At 68.1% G+C, this 22,079-nt stretch carries 18 protein-coding genes and 1 tRNA gene; 14 read left to right on the top strand and 5 right to left on the bottom strand.

The genetic code is table 11. The features are described from left to right. The first annotated feature begins 41 nt into the window (after positions 1-41). The 4 genes from FD678_RS01305 to FD678_RS20135 all read left to right on the top strand — a co-directional run bounded on the left by FD678_RS01305 (position 42) and on the right by FD678_RS20135 (position 1,489). A tRNA-Val gene (locus FD678_RS01305) sits at positions 42-116 on the top strand. A gap of 355 nt (positions 117-471) precedes the next feature. Beyond that, entirely contained in the window at positions 472-705 is a 234-nt protein-coding gene (locus FD678_RS01300; protein ID WP_140718798.1) for a DUF3606 domain-containing protein, read from the top strand. A gap of 66 nt (positions 706-771) precedes the next feature. Next, positions 772-1,257: a hypothetical protein gene (locus FD678_RS01295; protein WP_140718797.1), complete on the top strand. Its 486-nt coding sequence runs from the start codon at positions 772-774 to the stop codon at positions 1,255-1,257. Positions 1,258-1,345: 88 nt separating this feature from the next. Further along, the gene (locus FD678_RS20135) at positions 1,346-1,489 is read left to right on the top strand and encodes a hypothetical protein (protein ID WP_177497503.1); all 144 of its coding nucleotides are present in this window, start codon (positions 1,346-1,348) and stop codon (positions 1,487-1,489) included. Between the two features lie 20 nt (positions 1,490-1,509). Here FD678_RS20135 and FD678_RS01290 read toward each other — a convergent pair whose 3' ends face one another. After that, on the bottom strand, positions 1,510-1,767 hold the full coding sequence (locus tag FD678_RS01290; RefSeq protein ID WP_140718796.1) for a hypothetical protein: 258 nt from the start codon (positions 1,765-1,767) through the stop codon (positions 1,510-1,512). Between the two features lie 153 nt (positions 1,768-1,920). Here FD678_RS01290 and FD678_RS01285 point away from each other — a divergent pair, with 153 nt between their 5' ends. Beyond that, positions 1,921-2,199 carry a hypothetical protein gene (locus FD678_RS01285; RefSeq protein ID WP_177497501.1) on the top strand — a complete coding sequence of 93 codons (279 nt, stop codon included), beginning with the start codon at positions 1,921-1,923 and terminating at the stop codon, positions 2,197-2,199. Positions 2,200-2,248: 49 nt separating this feature from the next. Here FD678_RS01285 and FD678_RS01280 read toward each other — a convergent pair whose 3' ends face one another. Next, the gene (locus FD678_RS01280) at positions 2,249-2,761 is read right to left on the bottom strand and encodes a ferritin-like domain-containing protein (protein ID WP_140718794.1); all 513 of its coding nucleotides are present in this window, start codon (positions 2,759-2,761) and stop codon (positions 2,249-2,251) included. Positions 2,762-3,063: 302 nt separating this feature from the next. On the opposite strand from FD678_RS01280, the gene FD678_RS01275 reads away from it, so the two are divergent. Beyond that, complete coding sequence (locus tag FD678_RS01275; RefSeq protein ID WP_140718793.1) at positions 3,064-4,677, top strand: alpha-glucosidase family protein; 1,614 nt, start codon at positions 3,064-3,066, stop codon at positions 4,675-4,677. 547 nt (positions 4,678-5,224) lie between these two features. Here the strand turns inward: FD678_RS01275 and FD678_RS01270 are convergent. Further along, positions 5,225-7,993, bottom strand: coding sequence for a TonB-dependent receptor (locus tag FD678_RS01270; RefSeq protein WP_218569424.1), 2,769 nt, complete (start codon positions 7,991-7,993; stop codon positions 5,225-5,227). Between the two features lie 293 nt (positions 7,994-8,286). After that, positions 8,287-10,314 (bottom strand): glycoside hydrolase family 97 protein, encoded by a 2,028-nt coding sequence (locus FD678_RS01265; RefSeq protein WP_218569423.1) that lies wholly within the window; start codon positions 10,312-10,314, stop codon positions 8,287-8,289. Between the two features lie 437 nt (positions 10,315-10,751). Between FD678_RS01265 and FD678_RS01260 the strand changes: the two genes are divergently transcribed. Genes FD678_RS01260 through FD678_RS01250 form a run of 3 tightly spaced genes read left to right on the top strand, consistent with a single transcriptional unit; the run spans position 10,752 to position 16,137 of the window. Further along, the gene (locus FD678_RS01260) at positions 10,752-12,944 is read left to right on the top strand and encodes an alpha-L-rhamnosidase-related protein (RefSeq protein WP_218569422.1); all 2,193 of its coding nucleotides are present in this window, start codon (positions 10,752-10,754) and stop codon (positions 12,942-12,944) included. After that, positions 12,941-14,422 (top strand): MFS transporter, encoded by a 1,482-nt coding sequence (locus FD678_RS01255; protein ID WP_140718789.1) that lies wholly within the window; start codon positions 12,941-12,943, stop codon positions 14,420-14,422. Before FD678_RS01260 ends, FD678_RS01255 begins: the two co-directional genes overlap by 4 nt. Beyond that, positions 14,419-16,137 (top strand): alpha-amylase family glycosyl hydrolase, encoded by a 1,719-nt coding sequence (locus FD678_RS01250; RefSeq protein WP_140718788.1) that lies wholly within the window; start codon positions 14,419-14,421, stop codon positions 16,135-16,137. The genes FD678_RS01255 and FD678_RS01250 overlap by 4 nt, the downstream gene beginning before the upstream one ends. Positions 16,138-16,165: 28 nt before the next feature. Here FD678_RS01250 and FD678_RS01245 read toward each other — a convergent pair whose 3' ends face one another. Continuing rightward, on the bottom strand, positions 16,166-17,197 hold the full coding sequence (locus FD678_RS01245; protein WP_140719910.1) for a LacI family DNA-binding transcriptional regulator: 1,032 nt from the start codon (positions 17,195-17,197) through the stop codon (positions 16,166-16,168). A 292-nt stretch (positions 17,198-17,489) separates the two neighbouring features. Between FD678_RS01245 and thrS the strand changes: the two genes are divergently transcribed. From thrS to pheS, 5 genes are all read left to right on the top strand, one after another. Next, positions 17,490-19,394 (top strand): threonine--tRNA ligase, encoded by a 1,905-nt coding sequence (thrS, locus tag FD678_RS01240; RefSeq protein ID WP_140718787.1) that lies wholly within the window; start codon positions 17,490-17,492, stop codon positions 19,392-19,394. Then, entirely contained in the window at positions 19,297-19,986 is a 690-nt protein-coding gene (infC, locus tag FD678_RS01235; protein ID WP_441346740.1) for a translation initiation factor IF-3, read from the top strand. The genes thrS and infC overlap by 98 nt, the downstream gene beginning before the upstream one ends. A gap of 292 nt (positions 19,987-20,278) precedes the next feature. Beyond that, on the top strand, positions 20,279-20,476 hold the full coding sequence (gene rpmI / locus FD678_RS01230; protein ID WP_010342861.1) for a 50S ribosomal protein L35: 198 nt from the start codon (positions 20,279-20,281) through the stop codon (positions 20,474-20,476). A 10-nt stretch (positions 20,477-20,486) separates the two neighbouring features. Beyond that, on the top strand, positions 20,487-20,846 hold the full coding sequence (gene rplT, locus FD678_RS01225) for a 50S ribosomal protein L20 (protein ID WP_140718786.1): 360 nt from the start codon (positions 20,487-20,489) through the stop codon (positions 20,844-20,846). 127 nt (positions 20,847-20,973) lie between these two features. Next, entirely contained in the window at positions 20,974-21,969 is a 996-nt protein-coding gene (gene pheS, locus FD678_RS01220; RefSeq protein WP_140718785.1) for a phenylalanine--tRNA ligase subunit alpha, read from the top strand. Positions 21,970-22,079 lie beyond the last annotated feature (110 nt).

The following is a 22,079-nucleotide window of genomic DNA, read 5'->3' as shown; positions in this document are numbered from 1 at the left end:
AGAATGCGCGCCCCTGCAGAGAGCAACTCACTGCAGATGACGGGCGGTTAGCTCAGCGGTAGAGCACTACCTTGACATGGTAGGGGTCACAGGTTCGAACCCTGTACCGCCCACCACTCCGGACCAGGCAATACAAGGTTCCGGGTGGCTTCACGATCATCGATGCGATCTCCGCTGACCCCAAGGTGACCCTGGTCGATCGGGGTAAGCGCGGTTGCGTATCGATCGTTTCCTGCCGATCCGCGCGTGGCGAACGCAGTCGCGCTCCCGTCGCCTGCCATCACGCGGGCTTGCCGGCACATGGACGCGGAATTACGCCCACGGATGCTGCGATGGCCCTGTCGAGTCATCCCGAGCGGAGGTCATCATGCCGCGCATTTCGATAGGCATCCCGTCCGGCCATGCGCTCCGTGCGTGCGGACATGGCGCCTGCCGGGCCGGCCGCGGGCGCCCGTCGCCGAGGGGCGGCGCATGAGCCGGCGCAATCCCGGCCCGGAGCCGACGCCGCCGGATACCGAGCCCGTGTCGGAGAACGTCGATTCGCGTGGCCGTCCACGGGATCCGGAACGGGTCGATGTCAACGATGAGTGGGAGCTGCGCTACTGGGCCCGGGAGCTCGGCTTGACGGAAGACCAGTTGCGCACGGCGGTGCGCGAGCTCGGCGACCTGGTCACGCGCCTGCGCCAGTACACGCCGCCGCACTGAAAGGCAGGCTCCCGGCCCTATCCGATGCCGGTCCGCCGACATGACCGAAGCGATATCGGGGCGTTCATGGATCTGCCCGCCTATCTTCTCTATCTCGCCTGGATCGCGGCCGGCCTGGGCGATTTCGCCCTGCATCGCCGCAGCGATCTGCCGCATACATCCGGCCTGGCCGAATCCCGCCTGCACCTGGCGCAGCTTTGCGTGGTCGGGTCCGGCGTGCTTGCCTGGTGGGCACTGGAGGCCACGTCGACCGCCTGGGGCGTGCTGGCCCTGGCCGCGCTCGCGCATGCCGTGCTCGGCTATGCCGATACGTGCGCGGCGTACGGCAAGCGGGTTCTCTCGCCGTTGGAGCAGCACGTGCACAGCGTGCTCGATATCGCACCGTGGATCCTGTTGGGTTGGGCGGCGCTCGGCGTGGACTGGCACGATGGGCGGCTGCGCTTGGAGCCGCGTGCGCCTGGAGTCCTGCTGGCCCTGCTGGCGCCCGCGCTCCTGCCGGTGACGGCGGCATCCTGGGAGTTCGCCCAGGCCTGGCGCGTGGCGAAACGGTGAAAGCAGGCGCTGCGCCTCCGGGCTTCCTGGACGTCGTATCGATGGGGTCCGGTGCAGGGTAAGGCTTCGTTCCCAAGGGAAGACGCCCATGCCGCACCACAAAGACCCGGCCAGCCCGGCGCTGGACGAGCAAAAGCGCCGCGAGCAGCGGCTCCAGGACAAGCAACGCCAGCAACCGCAGGATCCACGCGAGCAACGCGAAGGAAATCCCGAGCAGCGGCAGATCCGTTGAGCTTCCGCCGGGCCGCGATGTCAGCCGTCGTCGCGGTCCGGCTCGGGCTTTTCCTCGGTGCTGGCATAGGTGCCGTGCTGGCCGAAGTTCGGCTGAGTGCGTCCATCGCGCTCGGGATGGCCTTCCGGTTCGCCTTCGCCCAGGCGGCCGCCGCGGCCGTGTCCGCGAGGGTGGAAGCCTTCCAGCGAGCGGCTTTCAGGGAGGGGCGCCGACGACGGTTCGCGACGCGGATCGTTCGTTGCCGGAGAGCGTGGTTGGGGCTTGCGGGAAGACGTCATGGGGAACTCCAGTGATTCTTCATGTCGATCCGGTCGATCTGGTCGATCCGGACATGGGACGTGGTTGCGCGGTGAATCCCGGCAAAGGCGTGCCGGGAATCTTGATCCGGGCATGGCGTGCGGTGCGATGTCATGCCGGCCAAGGAGGTGGTTATGGATCGAGCGACAGTGCAGGTGGTCGATGAGGAAATGGCGCATTGGCAACAGGAGCACCGGAAAGGCGAACTGGGGTATTGCGAATTCGACCGGGTGCCGGCGAGGGTGGTGCGTGCCGCCTGCACGCAGTACCTGAGCGACCCAGGCCGGGACGAGCGCGAAGCGCTGCATGCGGTGTACGCCATGCTGGCGTTGCCGGAGGGATCGATGGACGCGGCGCTGGCCGCCTGGCTGGCGCCGCGCTGCCTGCGGCGCCTGCGCAGCCGGCGGCCATGACGGACGATGCCCTGTCGCTATCCGGCGGTCCTGGCCGTGGATCCACCGGTCAACGCTTGGCCGTCACGCCTTCCGCCGCCTCGCGTTGGAGGAAGCGCTTGACCAGGCCGGTGTGGTGCTCCAGCAGCCAGTCCGCCATGGCTTGCTCCTCGGCCAGGATGTTCTCGCAGACGGTGGCGATCTCGCCATGGCCGGCCTCGCGGGCGGCCACGATCAGCGCGCGATAGGAGGCGACCTCCATGTTCTCGAAGGCGTAGCTGATCCCGACGCCCTTGACCACCTCGTCGCTCATCATGGCGTTGCCGGTGGCGTGCACCTGCGCCATCAGGCTGGCGAACAGGCTTTTCGCGGTGGGCAGCGATCCGCCGAGGCGTTCGATGCAACCGCCGATGCGATCGGCCTGCAGGCGGGTTTCCTCGACGTGGCGTTCGACGCGTTGGCGCAAGTCGGGGTAGTTCTCGAGCCGGCCCGCAAACGCCTTCATCATCGTCTCGGCTTCCTGCTCCATCGCATAGGCGTCCTGCAGCCATTGCAGAAGGCGTTTCTCGTAATCGGTGCTCATCGCGTGGGTCCTCGGCTGGAAGTCCGGGATACCGTGGCGTGGCCGGGGTGGATGGAGCGTCGCCAGACGGCGGTCGTCGGCAGGCCTTTTCACGCCTCGGGCACGATGCCGCACGGCGAAGCGGGACGTTCCGGATCGACCATGGCGCGGCGAGTGGATCCCGGTCCGAGCGCTTCGCCGCGCCGCGCGGCGAAGGCATGAATACGTATGCGGACAGGCATCCTGAAACCGGCTCGACGCTAAGCTAGCGGGGTTTTCAAGGCGCCGTCCCGCGGGCGCCTCAGCCCGGAGGGGGGCGCTCGATGTCGCAGACTCCATGGTGGCGCGGAGCCGTCATCTACCAGATCTATCCACGCAGTTATCTCGATACCAACGGCGATGGCGTCGGCGATCTTCCCGGCATCATCGAGCGGCTGGACTATGTCGCTTCGCTGGGCGTGGACGCGATCTGGGTCTCGCCGTTCTTCAAGTCGCCGATGGCCGATTTCGGCTACGACATCGCCGATTACCGCGATGTCGATCCGCTGTTCGGCACGCTCGACGATTTCGACAGGCTGTTGGCCAAGGCGCACGCGCTCGGCCTGAAGGTGATGATCGACCAGGTGTTCAGCCATACCTCGGCCGACCATGCCTGGTTCCGCGAAAGCCGCGAGGACCGCAGCAATCCAAAGGCGGACTGGTACGTGTGGGCGGACGCGCGCGAGGACGGCACGCCTCCCAACAACTGGCTGTCGATCTTCGGCGGCGTGGCCTGGCAGTGGGAGCCGCGACGGCGCCAGTACTACCTGCACAACTTCCTGGCCTCCCAGCCGGACCTGAATTTCCATAATCCGGAAGTGCAGCAGGCCACGCTGGACTACGTGAAGTTCTGGCTGGACCGGGGCGTGGATGGGTTCCGGCTGGATTCGATCAACTTCTGCTTCCACGATCCCGCGCTGCGCGACAACCCGGCCAAGCCGATGGAGCTGCGGCTGGGGCGGGGCTTCAGCCCCGACAATCCGTACGCGTTCCAGTACCACTACTACAACAACACCCAGCCGGAGAACCTCGGGTTCCTCGAGCGCTTGCGCGGGTTGCTGGACCGGTACCCGGGTACGGTGACGCTCGGCGAGATTTCCTCGGAGGATTCGCTGGCGACCACCGCCGAGTACACCGCGCCGGGGCGCCTGCATATGGGCTACAGCTTCGAGCTGCTGGTGGACGATTTCAGCGCTTCCTACATCCGCGGGACGGTGGAGCGCCTGGAAGCGACGATGCGCGATGGCTGGCCGTGCTGGGCGATCTCCAACCACGACGTGCAGCGCGCGGTGACCCGCTGGGGCGGGAAGCCGGCGCGGCCCGAACTGGCGAAGATGCTGGTCGCGATGCTGTGCTCGCTGCGCGGCTCGGTCTGCGTGTACCAGGGCGAGGAACTCGGCCTGGGCGAGGCGGAAGTGCCGTTCGAGGCGCTGCAGGATCCCTACGGCATCACCTTCTGGCCCAACTTCAAGGGGCGCGACGGTTGCCGCACGCCGATGCCGTGGCGGGACGAGCCGCTCGCGGGCTTCACCACCGGCAAGCCGTGGCTGCCGATCGCGGCCGAGCACCGGACGCATGCGGTACAGGTGCAGGAGCCGGACCCGGGCTCGGTCCTGAACGCGTTCCGTGCGTTCCTGGCCTGGCGCAAGACCCAGCCTGCCTTGGTGGCCGGGGCAATCGAGTTCGTGGATGCGCCGGAACCGGTGCTGATGTTCCGGCGCGAGCTGCAGGGCGAGACGCTCCTGGTGGCCTTCAATCTCTCGCCCGAGGCCGCAGTCGCGCCGCTGCCGGCGGGACGCTGGGAGCGGCTCGACGCGCCGGGGCCGGCGAGCGGGGAAGTGCGCGGCGAAGGGTTGGCGTTACCCGGTTATTCGGCGTTCTTCGCCAAGGCCGGCTGAGCTCGTCTGCCGGAACGAAGAAGAAGGCCACGGCATGTCGCCGTGGCCTTCTTCGTTTCGGCATGTGCCGGCCCGCGGCGATGAGGTGGCGCTGCAAGGGTTCTTGCCGGCCCGGGACCTGCGGCGGGGAGCCGCTTCACGGCGATGTCGGCCTTGCTGCGGCGCGAGGGTTCGCAGGGCGGTGGAACTGCCAGGGCTGTCCTGTACGAGCAGGACTTTGCCGGGGGGCGTTCGGCCGCGGCGGGCAACCACGGCGACTCCCTTCTCCCCGCGCATGGCAGGAGGCGCTTGCAGGGGAATGCAGTCCGCTCGCGTTGGCCCGGCTCGCCACGGGGGCGCCGGTTCAAGCGTCCTGGGCGAAGCCCTCTTGGCGATCGCGCAGCCGTTGCGAAGCGTTCGTTTGCTCGCATGCGCGTGCACCAAGCCATTTCCGGCGGTGGATGCGGCTCCGCCCCGGGGCGCGGTTTCGCCGGGAGCCCGGTGTCCAGGCAAAAAGAAGCCCGCCGCAAGCGCGGCGGGCCGTGCGTACTCCGTACCTGGGAGCCGGTCAGAACTTGTAGTTCACCCCGAGCAGGTAGGTGCGGCCCCATTCGATGGTTTCCAGCGGGCGGTCCTTGGTCTGCGCGTAGGTGTGGTACTTGGAGTTGGTGAGGTTGGTCGCCTGCAGCAGCAGGCTCAGGCCCTTCAGGCGGCTGCCGTCGCCAAAGGTATAGCTGAGCTGCGCGTCGGTGACGTCCTCGCCTTCCACGTAGCGCAGCGTGCGCACGCCGGAGAAGTTGCCGATCTCGCCGATGAAATCCGAGCGCTTGCGCTGGCTGATGCGCGCCTCGAAGCCGTTGCGCTCGTAGTAGGCGGTGAGGTTGTACACGCGCTTGGAGAGGCCGGGCAGCATGATGTCGCCGGAGCCCACGCTGGATGCGCTTTCGGGATCCTGGACCTTGATGTTGCTGTCGTTGAAGCTCGCGCTGGCGACGATGCCGAAGCCCTGCAAGGCATCGGCGACGATGTCCAGCGGCAGCGACGCGGTGAGCTCGGCGCCGCGCAGCGTGCCGCCCTTGCCGTTAAAGGGCGCGCTGTAGTTGCCGGTGTTCTGCACCGGCGCGGTCACCGTGTCGCCATTGGCGGCGAGCCAGGCCGTGACCTGCTGGGTGAAGTCGTAGCCGTCGCGGGTCTGGGTGAAGATGTAGCTCTTGAGCTGCTTGTAGAAGAACGCCGCGGCCACGTAGGCCTTGGTGCCGAAGTATTTCTCGTAGGAGATGTCCAGCGCGTTGGCCCGCCAGGGATCCAGGTTGGGATTGCCGCCGCTGGCGCCGGGCCTGCCGGTGCTGGTGTCCACGCCGAATTCCATCGACGCGCGCAGCTGGTCCACGCGCGGGCGCGCGACCTGGCGCGCGACGGCGAACCGCAGGGTCTGCTCGGCCGGGAACATGAAGGCCAGGTTCAGGCTGGGCAGGAAGTCGGTGTAGGTCTTGCCGAGCTTGATCGGGATGACCTGGCTGCCCGCGGGCTGCGACCCGTCCCAGTAGTTGGAACTGGACGACTGGTCCACGTGCTGGGCCTGGATGCCGATGTTGCCACGCACCGGCACCGAGCCGATCTCGGTATCGATGTTGGCGCGCAGGAAGGTGGTGGTGATCTTCTCGTTCACCGTCCACTGCTTGGGAATCAGGTAGGACTCGGTGGTGGTCGGGTTGAACGTCATGTAGCGCGCGACGGTGGCCGGCACGTTCCAGCTCGGGATGTAGCCGGCACCGGCGAAGCCGAGGTTCACCAGGCCGTACTGCAGGTCGGAGGCGATCGTGGTGTCGCCCTGCGAGCCCAGCAGGATGTTGCCCTCGGGCTGGGTCTTGTTCTTCTCGCGGTCGGCGTAGTTGATGCCGGCGTCGATGTCGGAGAACCAGGTGAAGCCCTCGGGCGCGGGGAAGGTGGCGGCGAGCTTGTAGCCCCTCAGCTCGTCGTCCACGCGCGGCGTCTTGCCGTAGCCGGAACCGTAGATGGTGTTGGTGATGTACAGCGAGTTGTAGTCGGAATAGTCCAGGCCAGGCGTGAACTGCGGGAAGTCGCCGACCGTGTAGTCCAGCTTGACCGAGTCCAGCTGCGGCGCCGGCAGCAACTGCAGGTTGTTCTCGAGGCTGATCTCCTCGCGCTCGGCCTTGGACCAGCTGACGTCCGCGACCAGCTTGACGTCGCCGGCCTGGATTTCGTTGTTCCAGCCGAAGGCCTTGATGCGGTCCTCGCGGTGGTTGTACATGCCGCGCACCAGCGGGTAGACGTTGTTGGCCACGCCCCCCGTGAAGGTGTCGTTGCCGTTGACGACCGGGTCGGTCACGTTCAGCGGCGCATAGTTGCCGTTGTAGTTGCCGAGATGGACTTCCAGCTGGTTGGCGGTGTCGTATTCCTTCGCCTTGGTGTAGAAGGCATCGAGCGTGCTGGTCCAGGCGTTGTTGGGGCGGAACTGGACGGTGGCCATCACGCCGTCGCGCTTGGCGTTGCCGGTGCGGCGCAGGGCCTTGATGCCGTCCGAGTAGTAGGTGTAGTCCGGCACGCCGGGGCGATCCAGCGGGTTGCCCGCATCGTCGATGTTCCGCCATGGCTCGTACAGGCCGACCTGGTTCTCTTGTTTCGGCATGTCCGAGTGGGCGTAGCCGACCGCCACGCCGAGGGTGCGGTCGGCGAACTGGTCCACGTAGCTGACGTTGAAGCGATTGCCGTAGGCATCGACGCCCGCGGCCTTGCCCAGCGAATTCTTCTGGTAGCGGCCGCCGACGGAGATCACGCGGTCCTGGAAGCTCAGCGGGCGCACGGTCTGCATGTCGATCGTGCCGGACAGGCCTTGCCCGACCAGGCCGGAGTCCGGCGTCTTGTACACGGTGACGCCGCTGATCAGCTCGGATGGGTACTGGTCGAACTCGACGCTGCGGTTGTCGCCGGTGCTGACCATCTCGCGGCCGTTGAGCAGGGTGGTGGCGAAGTCGGGCGACAGGCCGCGCACGCTGATCACCTGGGCGCGGCCGGCCACGCGCTGGGCGGCCAGGCCGGGCAGGCGGGCGATCGATTCGGCGATCGAAACGTCCGGCAGCTTGCCGATGTCCTCGGCCGAGATCGCCTCGACGATCGACGTGGCGTCCTGCTTCACCGAGATCGCGCTCTCGATGCCGCGGCGGATGCCGGTCACCGTGACGGTATCGAGATCCACCGCCTTCTGCTCGGCGTTCTGTTGGGTGTCGCTGCCGGCATCGGCGTTCTGGGCGTGCGCGCCGGTGGCATTGAGCGTCAGTGCGGACGCGAGCGCCACGCTCAGCAGGTTGCGCTTCATGTTCAACATTTTCCCCTCCCAGGCAATGTTGTGATTCGAGTTGTGCGTCCGGGCGTTCGCTGGACGTTTGTCGCACGCGACGGAATGGCCCGTTCGTGACTGGCCTGTATGGTAGACAGCGGCATACGTCGCAGCGCTTTCCTGCATACGTATTCAATGCACTTTCGTGTCCGGTGCCCCGGCTGGAATCGATTCCAGCCGGGGCCGGAGCGGTGCGTCCCCGAGGACCGGAAAAAAAGGTCATCCCGCGAAACGCTTCGCGGGATGGCGATGGCAATGCCTTGCGATGGCTTCTAGCGACCGGCGTCCAGCGGCACGAACCGGATCGCCTCGCCGCCGCCCGGCGCCAGTTTCAACTCCAACCGGTCCGCGCTGCCCACCTCGCGCGTTTCGCGCACGAATGCGAACGGGTTGCTGCGGTAGTCGGCGGTGTCGCCGTCGCGGTAGATCTCGGCACGGTAACGAACGCCCGGCTCGAGGAAGGAGAGATCGATCGGCAATACGCGGCCATGTTCGTCGGTGATGCTGCCGACGAACCAGTCGCGGCTATGGCGATCCTTGCGCGCGATCGTCACGTAGTCGCCGACCTCGCCGTTGAGCACGCGCGTATCGTCCCAGTCCACGGCGACGTCCTCGATGAAGCGGAACGCCTCGCGGTGCCGTTCGTAATGTTCCGGCAGGTCGGCGGCCATCTGGATCGGGCTGTAGATGGTCACGTACAGCGCCAGTTGGCGGGCGAGGGTGCTGGGGATCGGCTGGCCGCCGCGTCCCTTCAGGCTGAGGATGCCGGGGGTGTAGTCCATCGGCCCGGACAGCAGCCGCGTGAACACCAGGTCGACCTCGTGCGCGGGAGGATTGGGTGGTTGCCCCCAGGCGTTGTACTCCATGCCGCGCGCGCCCTCGCGCGAGAGCCAATTCGGATAGGTCCGGCGCAGGCCGGTGTCCTTGATCGGTTCGTGCGCATTGACCGACAGGTGCCGCCTGGCCGCTTCCTGCACCACCTTCAGGTGGTGGCGCGCCATGAACTGCCCGTCGTGCCACTCGCGCCACAGCGGGCCGCCGGCCGGGTTGCGCCGGTCGACCTGGCCGTCGTCGCAGACGTAGCCGGTCTTGAAGGTGTCCACGCCTAGCCGCGCGTACAGGTCGAGCGCGGCATGGAGCTGGTCCTCGTAGTGCTCGATGGCGCACCCGGTCTCGTGGTGGCCGATCAGGTGCACGCCTTTCTTCGCGGCGTAGGCGCTCAAGGCCTCGATGTCGAAATCCGGCGTGGGCCGGGTGAAGTCGAAGGCATAACCGTTGCCGACCCAGTCGCCATCCCAGCCCGGATTCCAGCCTTCCACCAGCACCCCGCGGAAACCATGGGCGGCCGCGAAGTCGATGTAGCGCTTGGTGTTGGCGGTGGTGGCGGCATGCCTGGGGCCGGTGGCCCAACTCTGCTGGTCGAGGTGCATCGACCACCACACGCCGACGTACTTGGCCGGATGCACCCAGCCCACGTCGCCCAGCACATTGGGTTCGTTGAGGTTGAGGATCAGGTCGGACTCGACCAGCCCGCCCGCGCGGTCGGCGATCTGCAGGGTGCGCCAGGGCGTATCGAACGGAAGGGCGCGCCGCACCTTCCAGCCTTCCGCGGACGGCGAGAGCTGCGCACGCAGGCGCTGGCCTTCGGTGCGGCGCAGCCACATGCCGGCGTAATCGACCAGCGCCGCCTCGTGGATGGCCACGTGCAGGCCGTCGCGGCTGCGCAGGGTGAGCGGCGTGTGCGCCAGCGGCACTTCGTCCAGCGGCGTGCGCCGGTACAGGTATTCGTAGTGGATGGGTTCGCCCGCCGGGATCCACCAGGCGGTGGATTCGGGGGCGATCGCGAATTCGGTCAGTTCGTCGTCGATGACCGCTTCGCGCATGGAGGCCTGCTCGGGGAAGCGGTAGCGGAAGCCAAGGCCGTCGTCGTAGACGCGGAATTCCACGTTCAGGCGCCTTTTCAGCCCGCCGCGCTCGGCCAGCCGCACCGTGAGCGCGTTATAGCGGTTGCGCACGTAGCGGCGTTCGCCCCAGGGCTGCTCCCAGGTCTCGTCGTGGTTGGACGCGGACTGGTCCAGCAGCACGAAGTCGCGGTCCAGGCGGCCATTGCGCAGCTGGAAGCCGAGCTGCGAGGGCGCCACCACCGTTTCGCCGAAGCGCTCCACCGTATAGCTGGGGCGTCCGCCGTCCAGCTGCAGCGATACGCGCAGCACGTGGCCGGGCGATTCGACGCTGGCGACCGTGGCGGGCTCGGCCTGCGCCGCGAGGGCGAACACGGTCAGGAGGATTGCCGACAGCATTCTTGCCGTCATCCCCGCGAAGGCGCACTGCTGTTCGGGGAAAGTCCGCTCGTCGCCCCCGCGCAGGCGGGGGACCAGTGACTTTGCCGTGATTGGCGCGGAAGTCGCTGGATCCCCGCCTTCGCGGGGATGACGAGCGTTATCGGTTGTCCTACGGCAATGAAAAACGCGGCGATGCGGCGTCAGCGGCATGTCCCCTCCCAAGGCGGCCGGTGGCGTGGATGTGCCGGGAATATAGCGGCGCGACGCCGGTCCCCATCCAGGGATTCGATGAATACGTATGCAGCTGCGCATCGTCCCGCCGCCCGCGTCTACCATGTCGCACGGTGCCTCGGGAGGGGCCGTACGACCATCGCGCCGCGGTGCGGTGGAACACAACGGGCAAAGAGGGAGGGAGGCCAGCCGGCGCGTGCCGGTGCGCCGCTTCGATGCTGAAGATGACAGGTCTGGCCATCGCCCTGGCGATGATGGCAAGTGCATCCGTGCAGGCCGCGGATGTGGAATGGAACGGGCTCGGGGCCCAGGCCACCGCATTGCCGGACGGCGGCTTCGTGCTGGCCACGCCGCAAGGCGAACGGCGCATCGCGGCGCAACCGATGCGCAGCGAGACCGGCAGTGCCATGTTCGACGCGCTGTTCGCGCTGGCCCAGCAGGAGCTCGAGGCGGATCGGGTCGATGCGATCCGCGATCCCGCGTTCGATGAGGGCAAGCCGGTGGCATGCCGCTGCTTCGAGACCGGCGAGCGCTGGCCCTACGTGTGGACGCGGGACGTCAGCTATGCCACCGACCTGGCGCTGGCGCGGCTCGATCCGGAACGCGCGCGCGCATCGCTGCGGTTCAAGCTGTCCAGGGCGCGCGGCGAGCATGCCCCGGCCGGATTGTTCGTGGCGCAGGACACCGGCTCCGGCGGCAGTTGGCCGGTCAGCACCGACCGGGTGGTGTGGTTCCTCGCCGCCGAGGACCTGCTCGACGATCCCGCCTTCGCCGGCGAGGTCTGGCAGGCGCTGCAGGGCACGCTGGCCCAGGACCGCGAGTACGCGTTCGATCAGCGCATCGGGCTGTACCGCGGCGAGACCTCGTTCCTGGATTGGCGCGAGCAGACCTATCCGGGCTGGACCGCCTCCGACGTGCGCTTCATCGGCGAATCCTTCGCGCTGTCCACCAACGTGCTGCACTATCGCGCGCTGCGGCTGGGCGAGCGGTTGGCGAAGGCGCATGGCGACGCCGCGGCCGCGGGGCGCTACGGGCAGTGGGCCGGGGCGCTGCGCCGCGCGATCGACGTGCGCTTCTGGCGCGAGGAGCGCGGCCAGTACATGAGCTACATCGGCACGGCCGCGCATCCGGTGCCGTTCGAGAAGTACGACCTGCTGGGCCTGTCGCTGGGCATCGTGTCGGATGCGTTGCCGCGCGAGCGCGCCGCCGCCGCGCTCGCGCGCTACCCGGCCACCGCGGCCGGCAGCCCGGTGGTGTGGCCGCAGGAGCGCGAGCAGCCGATCTACCACAATCGCGCGCTGTGGCCGTTCGTGAGCGCCTATTCGCTGCGCGCCGCGCGCCGGCTCGACGATGCGCCGCGCATCGCGATGGAGATCGAATCGTTGCTGCGCGGCACGGCGCTGGCCGGCTCCAACATGGAGAACTACGAAATGCTCAGCCAGGCCGTCCACGTGGACGAAGGCCGGCTGAGCGGGCCGGTGGTGAACTCGCCGCGCCAGTTGTGGTCGGTGGCCGGCTACCTGTCGATGGTGATCGAAGGCGTGTTCGGCGTCGAAGCCGATGGCAGCGTGGCGCCGAAGCTGCCGGCACGGCTGGTGCCGCTGCTGTTCGGCGAGCGCGACCGGATCGTGTTGCGGATGGACGGGCGGCGCTGGACGCTGCTGCGGCCGGCGCGGGACGCCGGCGACCTGCTGGTGGCCGGCCGGCTGGACCGGCGCGGCGACGAGACGATCGTGCACCTGGTCGGCGCACGGTCCCGGAATACCGCGCCTCCCCCCCTGGCTGAGGCCCATTTCGCTCCCGAAACGCCGGCCGAGCCGCGGCTGCAGGCGGATGGCGCGGACTGGCGCGTGCAGGTCCCGGCCGACGCCACGCTGTACCTCGATGGCCGGCCATATCGCGGCGATGCCGCTGCCTTGCGCCTGCCGCGCGAGGGCATCGCGCACTGCCTGAGCCTGACCAGGCGCGATGCGCATTGGGAGTCGCTGCACGGTCCCACCGTCTGCACGGGCGCACAGGCCACGCTGGCGGGCGACCGGGCCTGGACCTGGCTGGCGCCCGCCGCCGGCCGCTACCGGGCATCGCTGCGCTATCGCAACGGCAACGGGCCGATCAACACCGGCGTGACCGCCGCGGTGAAACGGCTGGTCCTGCGCTGCGAAGGGCAGCCTCCGCAACGGCATGCCGTGGTGATGCCGCACAGCGTCGGCGAGCAGGATTCCACCCAGGCCGTGTTCGATGTCCCCACCGCGGGACGTTGCGGGTTCGCGCTGGAGGAGGGCTTCAACATGAGCGGCCTGGAGCATTTCGCGCACTACACCGGAGGCGCGGGAGGGCGCTCGGGCGTGCTCAATGCCGCCGACGTCGTGGCGCTGCAACTGGTACGCGTCGGCGCGGACGGAGCGGCGGACCAATGAACCGCAAGCCGACCCTGTCGTTCTGGCAGATATGGAACATGTGCTTCGGCTTCCTGGGCATCCAGTTCGGCTTCGCGCTGCAGAACGCCAACGCCAGCCGCATCTTCCAGACCCTGGGCGCCAACATCGACGACGTGCCGGGATTGTGGATCGCCGCGCCGCTCACGGGCCTGCTGGTGCAGCCGATCATCGGCCACCTGTCCGACCGCACCTGGAACCGCTTCGGCCGGCGCCGGCCGTACTTCATGATCGGCGCGGTGTTCACCACGCTGGCGCTGCTGGTGATGCCCAACTCGCCGGCGCTGTGGATCGCGGCCGGCACGCTGTGGGTGCTCGACGCCTCGATCAACATCTCGATGGAGCCGTTCCGCGCCTTCGTCGGCGACCAGCTCGCGCCGGCGCAGCGCCCGACCGGCTATGCCATGCAGAGCTTCTTCATCGGCGTCGGCGCGGTCGTGGCGAGCTTCCTGCCCTGGCTGTTGGCGAAGTGGGGCGTCGCCAATACCGCGGCGCCGGGCGAGATGCCGGATACCGTGCGCTACGCCTTCTACCTCGGCGGCGCGGTGCTGTTCCTGTCGATCGCCTGGACGGTGCTCACCACCCGCGAGTATTCGCCGCAACAACTGGCTGCGTTCGACGACGCCGTGCCGCCGGAGGCGGCGGGAGAAGCGCGGCCTGCCGGCCTGCCGTCGTCCGCGGCGGGCGCCGGCTGGGTGGGCGCCGGCCTGGCGCTGGCGGCCGCGATCGCCTGGCGCGAGGGCGACCGCATGCTCTACGTGCTGGCCGGGCTGCTGGCCGGCTACGGCCTGCTGCTGCTGGCGGCGCGGTGGATCCGTCGCGACCGCATGCTGGTCTCGATCGTGCACGACTTGGGCCGGATGCCGCAGGCGATGCGACGGCTGGCCTGGGTGCAGTTCTTCTCCTGGTTCGCGCTGTTCGCGATGTGGATCTACACCACCGCCGCGGTGACCCAGGTGCACTTCGGCGCGACCGATCCCGGTTCGGCCGCCTACAACGACGGCGCCAACTGGGTCGGCGTGCTGTTCGGCGCCTACAACGGCTTTGCCGCGGTGGCCGCGCTGGTGATCCCGTGGATGGTCCGCGCGATGGGCCTGCGCTGGAGCCACCTGGTGAACCTCGCGCTCGGCGCGGCAGGCCTGTACTCGCTGCTGCTGATCCGCGATCCGCAATGGCTGCTGCTGTCGATGGTCGGCGTCGGCTTCGCCTGGGCCTCGATCCTGTCGCTGCCGTACGCGCTGCTGTCCGATTGCGTGCCCGCCGCCAAGATGGGCGTGTACATGGGCATCTTCAACTTCTTCATCGTGATCCCGCAGCTGGTCGCGGCCAGCGCGCTCGGCTTCGTGCTGAGGCATTGGCTGGGCGGCCAGCCGATCCAGGCCCTGGCGATCGGCGCGGCCAGCCTGGTGGTGGCGGGAATCTGCGTTCTGCGCGTGCCGGTCGTCGGGGAGAAAGCATGAGATCGAACAGGTGGGTGGCCATGGCGACGCTCGCCGCGCTGGCGGGGGCGGCCGGCGCGCAGCAGCGCGCGGACTACTACGGCACCCTGGAGCCGTTCGCCGCCAACGCGGTGTACTTCGTGGTCACCGACCGCTTCGTCAACGGCGATCCGTCCAACGACCACCGCGACCAGGGCGGGCGCCACCGCACCTTCGACATCCCGGTGCGCTGCCCCGACGGCATCGACGGCAACATCGGCTATCTCGGCGGCGACTTCAAGGGCGTGGTCGACAACGCGCGCTACATCCGCGACCTCGGCTTCGGTGCGGTCTGGATCACCCCGATCGTCGACAACCCGGACGAACCGTTCAGCGGCGGCAAGCCGGTCGGCTGCAGCAGCACGCTCAGCGACCAGGGCAAGACCGGCTACCACGGCTACTGGGGCGTCAACTTCTACAAGCTGGACGAGCACCTGCCCAGCCCGGGGCTGGACTTCGCCGGCTTCACCCGCGCCATGCACGCGCAGGGATTGAAGGTGGTGCTCGACATCGTCGGCAACCACGGCTCGCCGGCGTTCACGATGACCCGCAAGCAGGCCGGCTACGGACAGGTCTTCGACCGCGACGGCAAGCTGCTGGCCGACCACCAGAACCTGCCGCCGCGGCAGCTCGATCCCAAGCACAATCCGCTGCACGCGTTCTACAACGACATCGGCCCGGTCGATCCCAAGGACGGCTCGATCTTCGACGGCAACCTCGCCGAGCTGGCCGATTTCGACCAGGACAACCCGGCGGTGCTGGACTATCTCGCCGGCGCCTACCTGCAATGGCTGGGGCAGGGCGCCGACGCGTTCCGCATCGACACCATCGGCTGGATGCCCGATGCGTTCTGGCACCGGTTCAGCGCGCGCATCCGGGCCGAAAAGCCGGGCTTCTTCATGTTCGGCGAGGCCTTCGACTACGACCCCGCCTCGATCGCCCGCCACACCTGGACCCGCAATGCCGGCGTCAGCGTGCTGGACTTCCCGCTGCGCGGCGCGCTGTCGGACGTGTTCGGCCGCAAGCGGGCCGGCTTCGAACGGCTGGCCGACGCGCTGTTCCTGCAGGACGGCCCGTATCGCAATCCGTACGAACTGATGACCTTCTACGACAACCACGACATGGCGCGCCTGGATGCCGACGACCACGGCTTCATCGACGCGCACAACTGGCTGTTCACGGCGCGCGGCATCCCGGTGATCTACTACGGCTCGGAGACCGGCTTCATGCGCGGCCGCGCCGAGCATGCCGGCAACCGCGCCTACTTCGGCCAGGAGCGCGTCGACATCGCCCCGCAGAGCCCGATCTTCGCGCCCTTGCGGCGGATCGCCCGCCTGCGCGAAACCACGCCCGCGCTGCAGCGCGGCCTGCAGGTCGACGTGGCGCTGCGGGGCGACCAGGCCGCCTTCTACCGGGTCTACCAGCACGGCGGCCAGGCCCAGACCGCGCTGGTGCTGCTCAACAAGGGCGATGCGCCGCATCGCTTCCGGGTCGACCGTTACCTGCAGGCGGGGCGTTGGCGCGACGCGCTGGACGGCGGCGCGGTCGAGGCCGGCCGGAGCTTGGAAGCCGAGGTGGCGCCGCACGATGTCAAGGTGTTCGTGCTGGATGCCGCGGTGACCGAGCCGGCACTGGTCCGGCAGCTGGACCTGCAGATGCAGGCCCAGGCCGAGCGCGACCGGCGCGATGCGCGGTAGCCGCCGCGAACCGGCGCGCGCGGGCTAGCTAGCCGGCCTGCGACGAATCGCGCAGCACCAGCCGGGTCGGAATGGTGCGGTTCTCCGCGGGTTCGCCCCGGATCAGCGCGATCAGGCTCTCCACCAGCAGTGCGCCGGCCTGCTTGGTGTCCTGCTGCACGGTGGACAGGGCCGGCGCCATCGCGCCGGCGATCGGGATGTCGTCGAACCCGGTCACCGCGACGTCCTGCGGCACGCGCAGGCCCCGCTCGCGCAGCGCCCGCATCGCCCCGATCGCGATCAGGTCGCTGGCGGCGCAGATCGCATCGAACGGCACGCCCCGCGCCAGCAGCTCCGCGGCCGCCTCGTAGCCGGACTGCTCGGTGGTGATCGCATCGGCCTGCAGCGCGGCATCCGCCGACAGCCCGGCGCTTTCCAACGCCTCGCGATAGCCGCGCCAGCGCTCGAAGAATTCCGGGTAGTGGTTCGAGGCATGGCCGAGGAAGGCGATCCGGCGGCGGCCGCGCTCGATCAGGTGGCAGGTGATGTCCAGCCCGCCCTGGAAGTTGTCGCTGCCGATCGAGATGCCGGGCTGGTCGGGCAGGGCGGCGCCCCAGCGCACGAAGTGCGTGCCCTGTTCGACCAGTTGCTGCAGCCGGTGCCGGGCCTCCAGGTAGTCGCCGTAGCCGAGCAGGATCAGCCCGTCGGCCTTGTGGCTGTCCTCGTAGTCGGCGTGCCAGTCGGTGGACAGCTGCTGGAACGACACCAGCAGGTCGTAGCCGCGCATCGCGCAGGCGCGGGTGATCGAGCCCAGCATCGAGTGGAAGAACGGGTTGATCAGCGAATCGTCCGGGGTCGGGTCCTCGAAGAACAGCAACGCCAGGGTCCCGGCATTGCGCAGGCGCAGGCTGGAGGCGTTCTTGTCGACCTTGTAGTTCAGCTGCCGGGCGATCTCCAGGATCCGCTTGCGGGTCTCCGGGTTGACCATCGGGCTGCCGCGCAGCGCCCGCGACACCGTCGGCTGGGAAACCCCGGCCAGGTAGGCGATGTCGAGCGAGGTGGGCTTGCCCTTGATGGTCATGGCGGCCGAAGGCACGGAACGGGTCAGGCATCATGCCACGTCGCGCACCGCCGCCGGGATTGGTTTACCATTGCCGGGATCACCCTCCTGTACGGACAAGGTGGCCCGCGGAAACGCCGGCCGAGCGTGCGACATGAGCACTACCACCGCCCACCGCTGACCCATGCCGCAGGCCCCGCACAGGCGCCTTCCGGCGCCTTTTTTTGTGGGTCCCTGAACAGAGCTGCGCCTTCGCGCGGCTTTCCGAACGCAACCCCGCCGGCCCCGGCCAGGCATCGAGTTCTTCCCCGCCATGATCACCATCACGCTCCCCGACGGCAGCCGCCGCGAATTCGAAGGTCCCGTTTCCGTCATGCAGGTCGCCCAGTCGATCGGCGCCGGCCTGGCCAAGGCCACCATCGCCGGCTCGGTGGACGGCGTGCTGGTCGATGCCAGCGACGTCATCGACCACGACGCCAGCCTGCGCATCATCACCGCCAAGGACGAGGAGGGCGTGGAGATCATCCGCCACTCCTGCGCGCACCTGGTCGGGCACGCGGTCAAGCAGCTGTACCCCGAGGTGAAGATGGTGATCGGCCCGGTCATCGCCGAGGGCTTCTACTACGACATCTACTCCGAGCGCCCGTTCACGCCGGAAGACCTGGCCGCGATCGAGAAGCGCATGGCCGAGCTGATCGCCCAGGACTACGACGTGGTCAAGAAGATGACCCCGCGCGCCGAGGTGGTCGAGATCTTCAAGGCGCGCGGCGAGGACTACAAGCTGCGCCTGATCGAGGACATGCCCGAGGACGTCAAGGCGATGGGCATGTACTACCACCAGGAATACGTGGACATGTGCCGCGGCCCGCACGTGCCGAACACGCGCTTCCTGAAGGCGTTCAAGCTGACCCGCATCTCCGGCGCCTACTGGCGCGGCGACGCGCAGAACGAGCAGCTGCAGCGCATCTACGGCACCGCCTGGGCCGACAAGAAGCAGCTCGACGCCTACATCCAGCGCATCGAGGAAGCCGAGAAGCGCGACCACCGCAAGATCGGCAAGGCCCAGGACCTGTTCCACCTGCAGGAGGAAGGCCCGGGCCTGGTGTTCTGGCATCCCAAGGGCTGGGCGATCTGGCAGGTGGTCGAGCAGTACATGCGCCGGGTCTACCGCGAGAGCGGCTACGGCGAGGTGCGTTGCCCGCAGATCCTGGACGTGTCGCTGTGGCAGAAGTCCGGCCACTGGGACAACTATCAGGAGAACATGTTCTTCACCGAGTCGGAGAAGCGCACCTACGCGGTCAAGCCGATGAACTGCCCGGGCCACGTCCAGGTGTTCAACCAGGGCCTGCACAGCTACCGCGACCTGCCGATCCGCTACGGCGAGTTCGGCGCCTGCCACCGCAACGAGCCGTCCGGCGCGCTGCACGGCATCCTGCGCGTGCGCGGCTTCACCCAGGACGACGGCCACATCTTCTGCACCGAGGAGCAGATCGAGGCCGAGGTCACCGCGTTCCACCAGCAGGCGCTGAAGGTCTATTCCGACTTCGGCTTCGACGACATCCAGATCAAGATCGCGCTGCGCCCGGAAAAGCGCCTGGGCGACGATGCGACCTGGGACAAGGCCGAGGCCGCGCTGCGCTCGGCGTTGAGCCGCAACGGCGTGAGCTGGCAGGAACTGCCGGGCGAGGGCGCCTTCTACGGCCCGAAGATCGAGTACCACCTGAAGGACGCGATCGGCCGGACCTGGCAACTGGGCACGGTGCAGGTCGATTTCATGATGCCGCAGCGCCTCGGAGCTGAATACGTCGACGAAAACAGCCAGAAGAGGCATCCGGTGATGCTGCACCGGGCCATCGTCGGCTCGATGGAGCGGTTCATCGGCATCCTGATCGAGCACCATGCCGGTGCGTTCCCGGCCTGGCTGGCCCCGGTGCAGGCGGTGGTGGCCAATATCACCGACGCGCAGGCCGAATACGTCGAGTCGGTCCGGAAAACCCTTGCAAATCAAGGCTTCCGGGTCGAGGCCGATTTGCGGAACGAGAAGATCGGCTATAAGATTCGCGAGCATACGCTGCAACGCGTGCCATACCTGCTGGTGGTCGGCGACCGCGAGAAGGAAAATGGCGCGGTCGCTGTGCGGACGCGGTCGGGCGAAGACCTGGGGACGATGTCGATCTCCGCCTTCATCGAGCGCCTACGGGCAGAGCAGGCAGCCTAAGCCAACCCCGGCCGGTCTGGATGATCCGGAAGTGCCGGTTCGATTCCCCTGGGAGATTGCAACAATCAGTACCCCTGACAACAAACAGAACCGCAGGAACCATGAAATCCGTGTGCCGCGCGTGCGCGTGATCGGCAGCAACGGCGAAATGGTCGGCGTGTTGTCGCGCGACGAAGCGCTGTCGATGGCCGAGGACGAAGGCCTCGACCTGGTCGAGATCCAGCCGCAGGCCGATCCGCCGGTCTGCAAGATCATGGATTTCGGCAAGTTCAAGTTCGAGCAGCAGAAAAAGGCCAACGAGGCCAAGAAGAAGACCAAGCAGGTCGAGATCAAGGAGCTCAAGTTCCGTCCGGTCACGGACGAGGGCGACTACCAGATCAAGCTGCGCAACATGCGCCGCTTCCTGGAGGAGGGCGACAAGGTCAAGGTCAACATCCGCTTCCGTGGCCGCGAGATGAGCCACCAGGAGCTGGGCCGCGAGATGGCGGCGCGGATCGAGGCCGACCTGGGCGACGAGATCGTCATCGAGTCGCGCCCGCGCCTGGAAGGGCGCCAGATGGTCATGATGATCGCCCCCAAGAAGAAGTCTTGAGGGCGCGCCCCCAGCCGGTGCCCGCACGTCCCGTGCGGGGATCCGGCGGGGCGGGACCCGCGCGGCCGCCCGTGCCCCCGCACCGGGGCGCCGGCGCCAATGCGCTGATTTGCAAGACATTCCGCAATCTGGCATGATAGGCGGCTCCGATTCGTCGGGGTGCCGCGCGAGCGGTACAGGACCGGCTCCGTTCCCTTGGGGAACAGGGGCTTACAAGCAGGCCGGGGCAAGGACGGAAAGCGTGGCAAGGCCACCGCCCTCGTCAGTGACATACACCATCAAGGACATAGCAATGCCCAAGATCAAGACCAACCGGGCGGCGGCCAAGCGTTTCCGCAAGACCGCCTCCGGCAAGTACAAGGCCGGCCACGCCAACCGTAGCCACATCCTCACCAAGAAGGCGACCAAGCGGAAGCGCAACCTGCGTCAGACGAACCACGTCCGCGCAGAAGACGCAGGCCGTCTGGACCGCATGCTTCCCTACCTCTGAGGACTGAACAATGGCACGAGTCAAGCGTGGCGTGCAGGCGCGCCGCCGTCACAAGAAGATCCTGACCCTGGCGAAGGGCTACTACAACGCCCGTCGCAAGGTCTTCCGCGTTGCCAAGCAGGCGGTCATCAAGGCGCAGCAGTACGCCTACATCGGCCGCAAGCAGAAGAAGCGCAACTTCCGTTCGCTGTGGATCACCCGCATCAATGCGGCTGCCCGCATCAACGGCCTGAGCTACAGCCGTTTCATGAACGGCCTGCAGAAGGCCGGCATCACCCTGGACCGCAAGGTGCTGGCGGACATCGCCGTGCACGACGCGGCCGGTTTTGCCGCGCTGGCTGAGAAGGCGAAGGGCGCGCTGGCGGCTTGAGTGCGAGTCCCCTCGCGGGAACCCGCGCCTCCGTGCACGGGCTCTTGCTAGGGAAACATCGCCGAAATCCGGGGGAAGGGCGCGAGCCCTTCCCCTTTTTCTTTGAGGCAAACGGATGCCGGAATCCATGAGCGACATCGAGACCCTGGGCAGTCAGGCGCTGGCGGACATCGCCGCCGCGCAGAATCCCGAGCAGTTGGAGGCGCTGCGCGTCGCGCTGCTGGGCAAGAGCGGCAGCATCACCGCGCAGCTCAAGCAGCTGGGCGCGCTGCCGGCCGAGCAGCGCAAGGCCGCCGGCGAGGCGATCAACGTGGTCCGCGATGCCGTCTCGACCGCGCTCGGCGAGCGCCGCGCGGTGCTGGAGGACGCCGCGCTGGACGCGCGCCTGGCCGGCGAGCGGATCGACGTGACCCTGCCGGGCCGGCGCGGCGAGCGCGGCGGCCTGCACCCGGTCACCCGCACGCTGGAGCGCATCGCCGAGATCTTCGGGCGGCTCGGCTACGAGCTGGCCGACGGCCCGGAGATCGAGGACGACTGGCACAACTTCGAGGCGCTGAATTTCCCGCCGCACCATCCCGCGCGGGCGATGCACGACACCTTCTACTTCGGCGACGGCCGCCTGCTGCGCACCCACACCTCCGGCGTGCAGGTGCGCTACATGGACGCGCACCGGCCGCCGCTGCGGATGATCGCCGCCGGCAAGGTCTACCGCAGCGACAGCGACCAGACCCATTCGCCGATGTTCCACCAGATCGAAGGCCTGCTGGTCGACGAGCATTCGACCTTCGCGGACCTGAAGGGCACGCTGTCGGAGTTCGTGCGCGCGTTCTTCGAGCGCGACTTCGAGATGCGCTTCCGTCCCAGCTATTTCCCGTTCGTCGAGCCGGGCGCCGAGGTGGACATCGCCTGGCAGCAGCCGGACGGCAGCACGCGCTGGCTGGAGGTGCTCGGCTGCGGCATGGTGCACCCGAACGTGCTGAAGAACTGCGGCATAGACCCGGAGCGCTACACCGGCTTCGCGTTCGGCTTGGGCGTGGAGCGCTTCGCGATGCTGCGCTATGGCGTCAACGACCTGCGCGCGTTCTTCGAGAACGACGTGAGGTTCCTGCGCCAGTTCGCCTGAATCACGTCCGGGACTCGGGACGGGGCTCGGGCTCGCAGAAGCGCTACTGCTGCTGCCGGTCCGCGAGCCAGCCCCTCCGAGTCCCGGGTCCCCAGTCCCGAGTCCCGGAA

Source organism: Pseudomonas sp. Hp2 (assembly GCF_006386585.1).
GTDB lineage: Bacteria > Pseudomonadota > Gammaproteobacteria > Xanthomonadales > Xanthomonadaceae > Pseudomonas_S > Pseudomonas_S boreopolis.
The sequence above is the reverse complement of the archived record's forward strand: the minus strand, read 5'-3'. Positions and strand labels throughout refer to the sequence as shown.

What these genes read in the sequence shown, in the direction of transcription:
- FD678_RS01300 (WP_140718798.1), top strand. Translation starts at nt 472, where the DNA reads ATGAGCCGGCGCAATCCCGGCCCGGAGCCGACGCCGCCGGATACCGAG.
- FD678_RS01295 (WP_140718797.1), top strand. Translation starts at nt 772, where the DNA reads ATGGATCTGCCCGCCTATCTTCTCTATCTCGCCTGGATCGCGGCCGGC.
- FD678_RS20135 (WP_177497503.1), top strand. Translation starts at nt 1,346, where the DNA reads ATGCCGCACCACAAAGACCCGGCCAGCCCGGCGCTGGACGAGCAAAAG.
- FD678_RS01290 (WP_140718796.1), bottom strand. Translation starts at nt 1,767, where the DNA reads ATGACGTCTTCCCGCAAGCCCCAACCACGCTCTCCGGCAACGAACGAT.
- FD678_RS01285 (WP_177497501.1), top strand. Translation starts at nt 1,921, where the DNA reads ATGGATCGAGCGACAGTGCAGGTGGTCGATGAGGAAATGGCGCATTGG.
- FD678_RS01280 (WP_140718794.1), bottom strand. Translation starts at nt 2,761, where the DNA reads ATGAGCACCGATTACGAGAAACGCCTTCTGCAATGGCTGCAGGACGCC.
- FD678_RS01275 (WP_140718793.1), top strand. Translation starts at nt 3,064, where the DNA reads ATGTCGCAGACTCCATGGTGGCGCGGAGCCGTCATCTACCAGATCTAT.
- FD678_RS01270 (WP_218569424.1), bottom strand. Translation starts at nt 7,993, where the DNA reads ATGAAGCGCAACCTGCTGAGCGTGGCGCTCGCGTCCGCACTGACGCTC.
- FD678_RS01265 (WP_218569423.1), bottom strand. Translation starts at nt 10,314, where the DNA reads ATGCTGTCGGCAATCCTCCTGACCGTGTTCGCCCTCGCGGCGCAGGCC.
- FD678_RS01260 (WP_218569422.1), top strand. Translation starts at nt 10,752, where the DNA reads ATGACAGGTCTGGCCATCGCCCTGGCGATGATGGCAAGTGCATCCGTG.
- FD678_RS01255 (WP_140718789.1), top strand. Translation starts at nt 12,941, where the DNA reads ATGAACCGCAAGCCGACCCTGTCGTTCTGGCAGATATGGAACATGTGC.
- FD678_RS01250 (WP_140718788.1), top strand. Translation starts at nt 14,419, where the DNA reads ATGAGATCGAACAGGTGGGTGGCCATGGCGACGCTCGCCGCGCTGGCG.
- FD678_RS01245 (WP_140719910.1), bottom strand. Translation starts at nt 17,197, where the DNA reads ATGACCATCAAGGGCAAGCCCACCTCGCTCGACATCGCCTACCTGGCC.
- thrS (WP_140718787.1), top strand. Translation starts at nt 17,490, where the DNA reads ATGATCACCATCACGCTCCCCGACGGCAGCCGCCGCGAATTCGAAGGT.
- infC (WP_441346740.1), top strand. Translation starts at nt 19,297, where the DNA reads ATGGCGCGGTCGCTGTGCGGACGCGGTCGGGCGAAGACCTGGGGACGA.
- rpmI (WP_010342861.1), top strand. Translation starts at nt 20,279, where the DNA reads ATGCCCAAGATCAAGACCAACCGGGCGGCGGCCAAGCGTTTCCGCAAG.
- rplT (WP_140718786.1), top strand. Translation starts at nt 20,487, where the DNA reads ATGGCACGAGTCAAGCGTGGCGTGCAGGCGCGCCGCCGTCACAAGAAG.
- pheS (WP_140718785.1), top strand. Translation starts at nt 20,974, where the DNA reads ATGAGCGACATCGAGACCCTGGGCAGTCAGGCGCTGGCGGACATCGCC.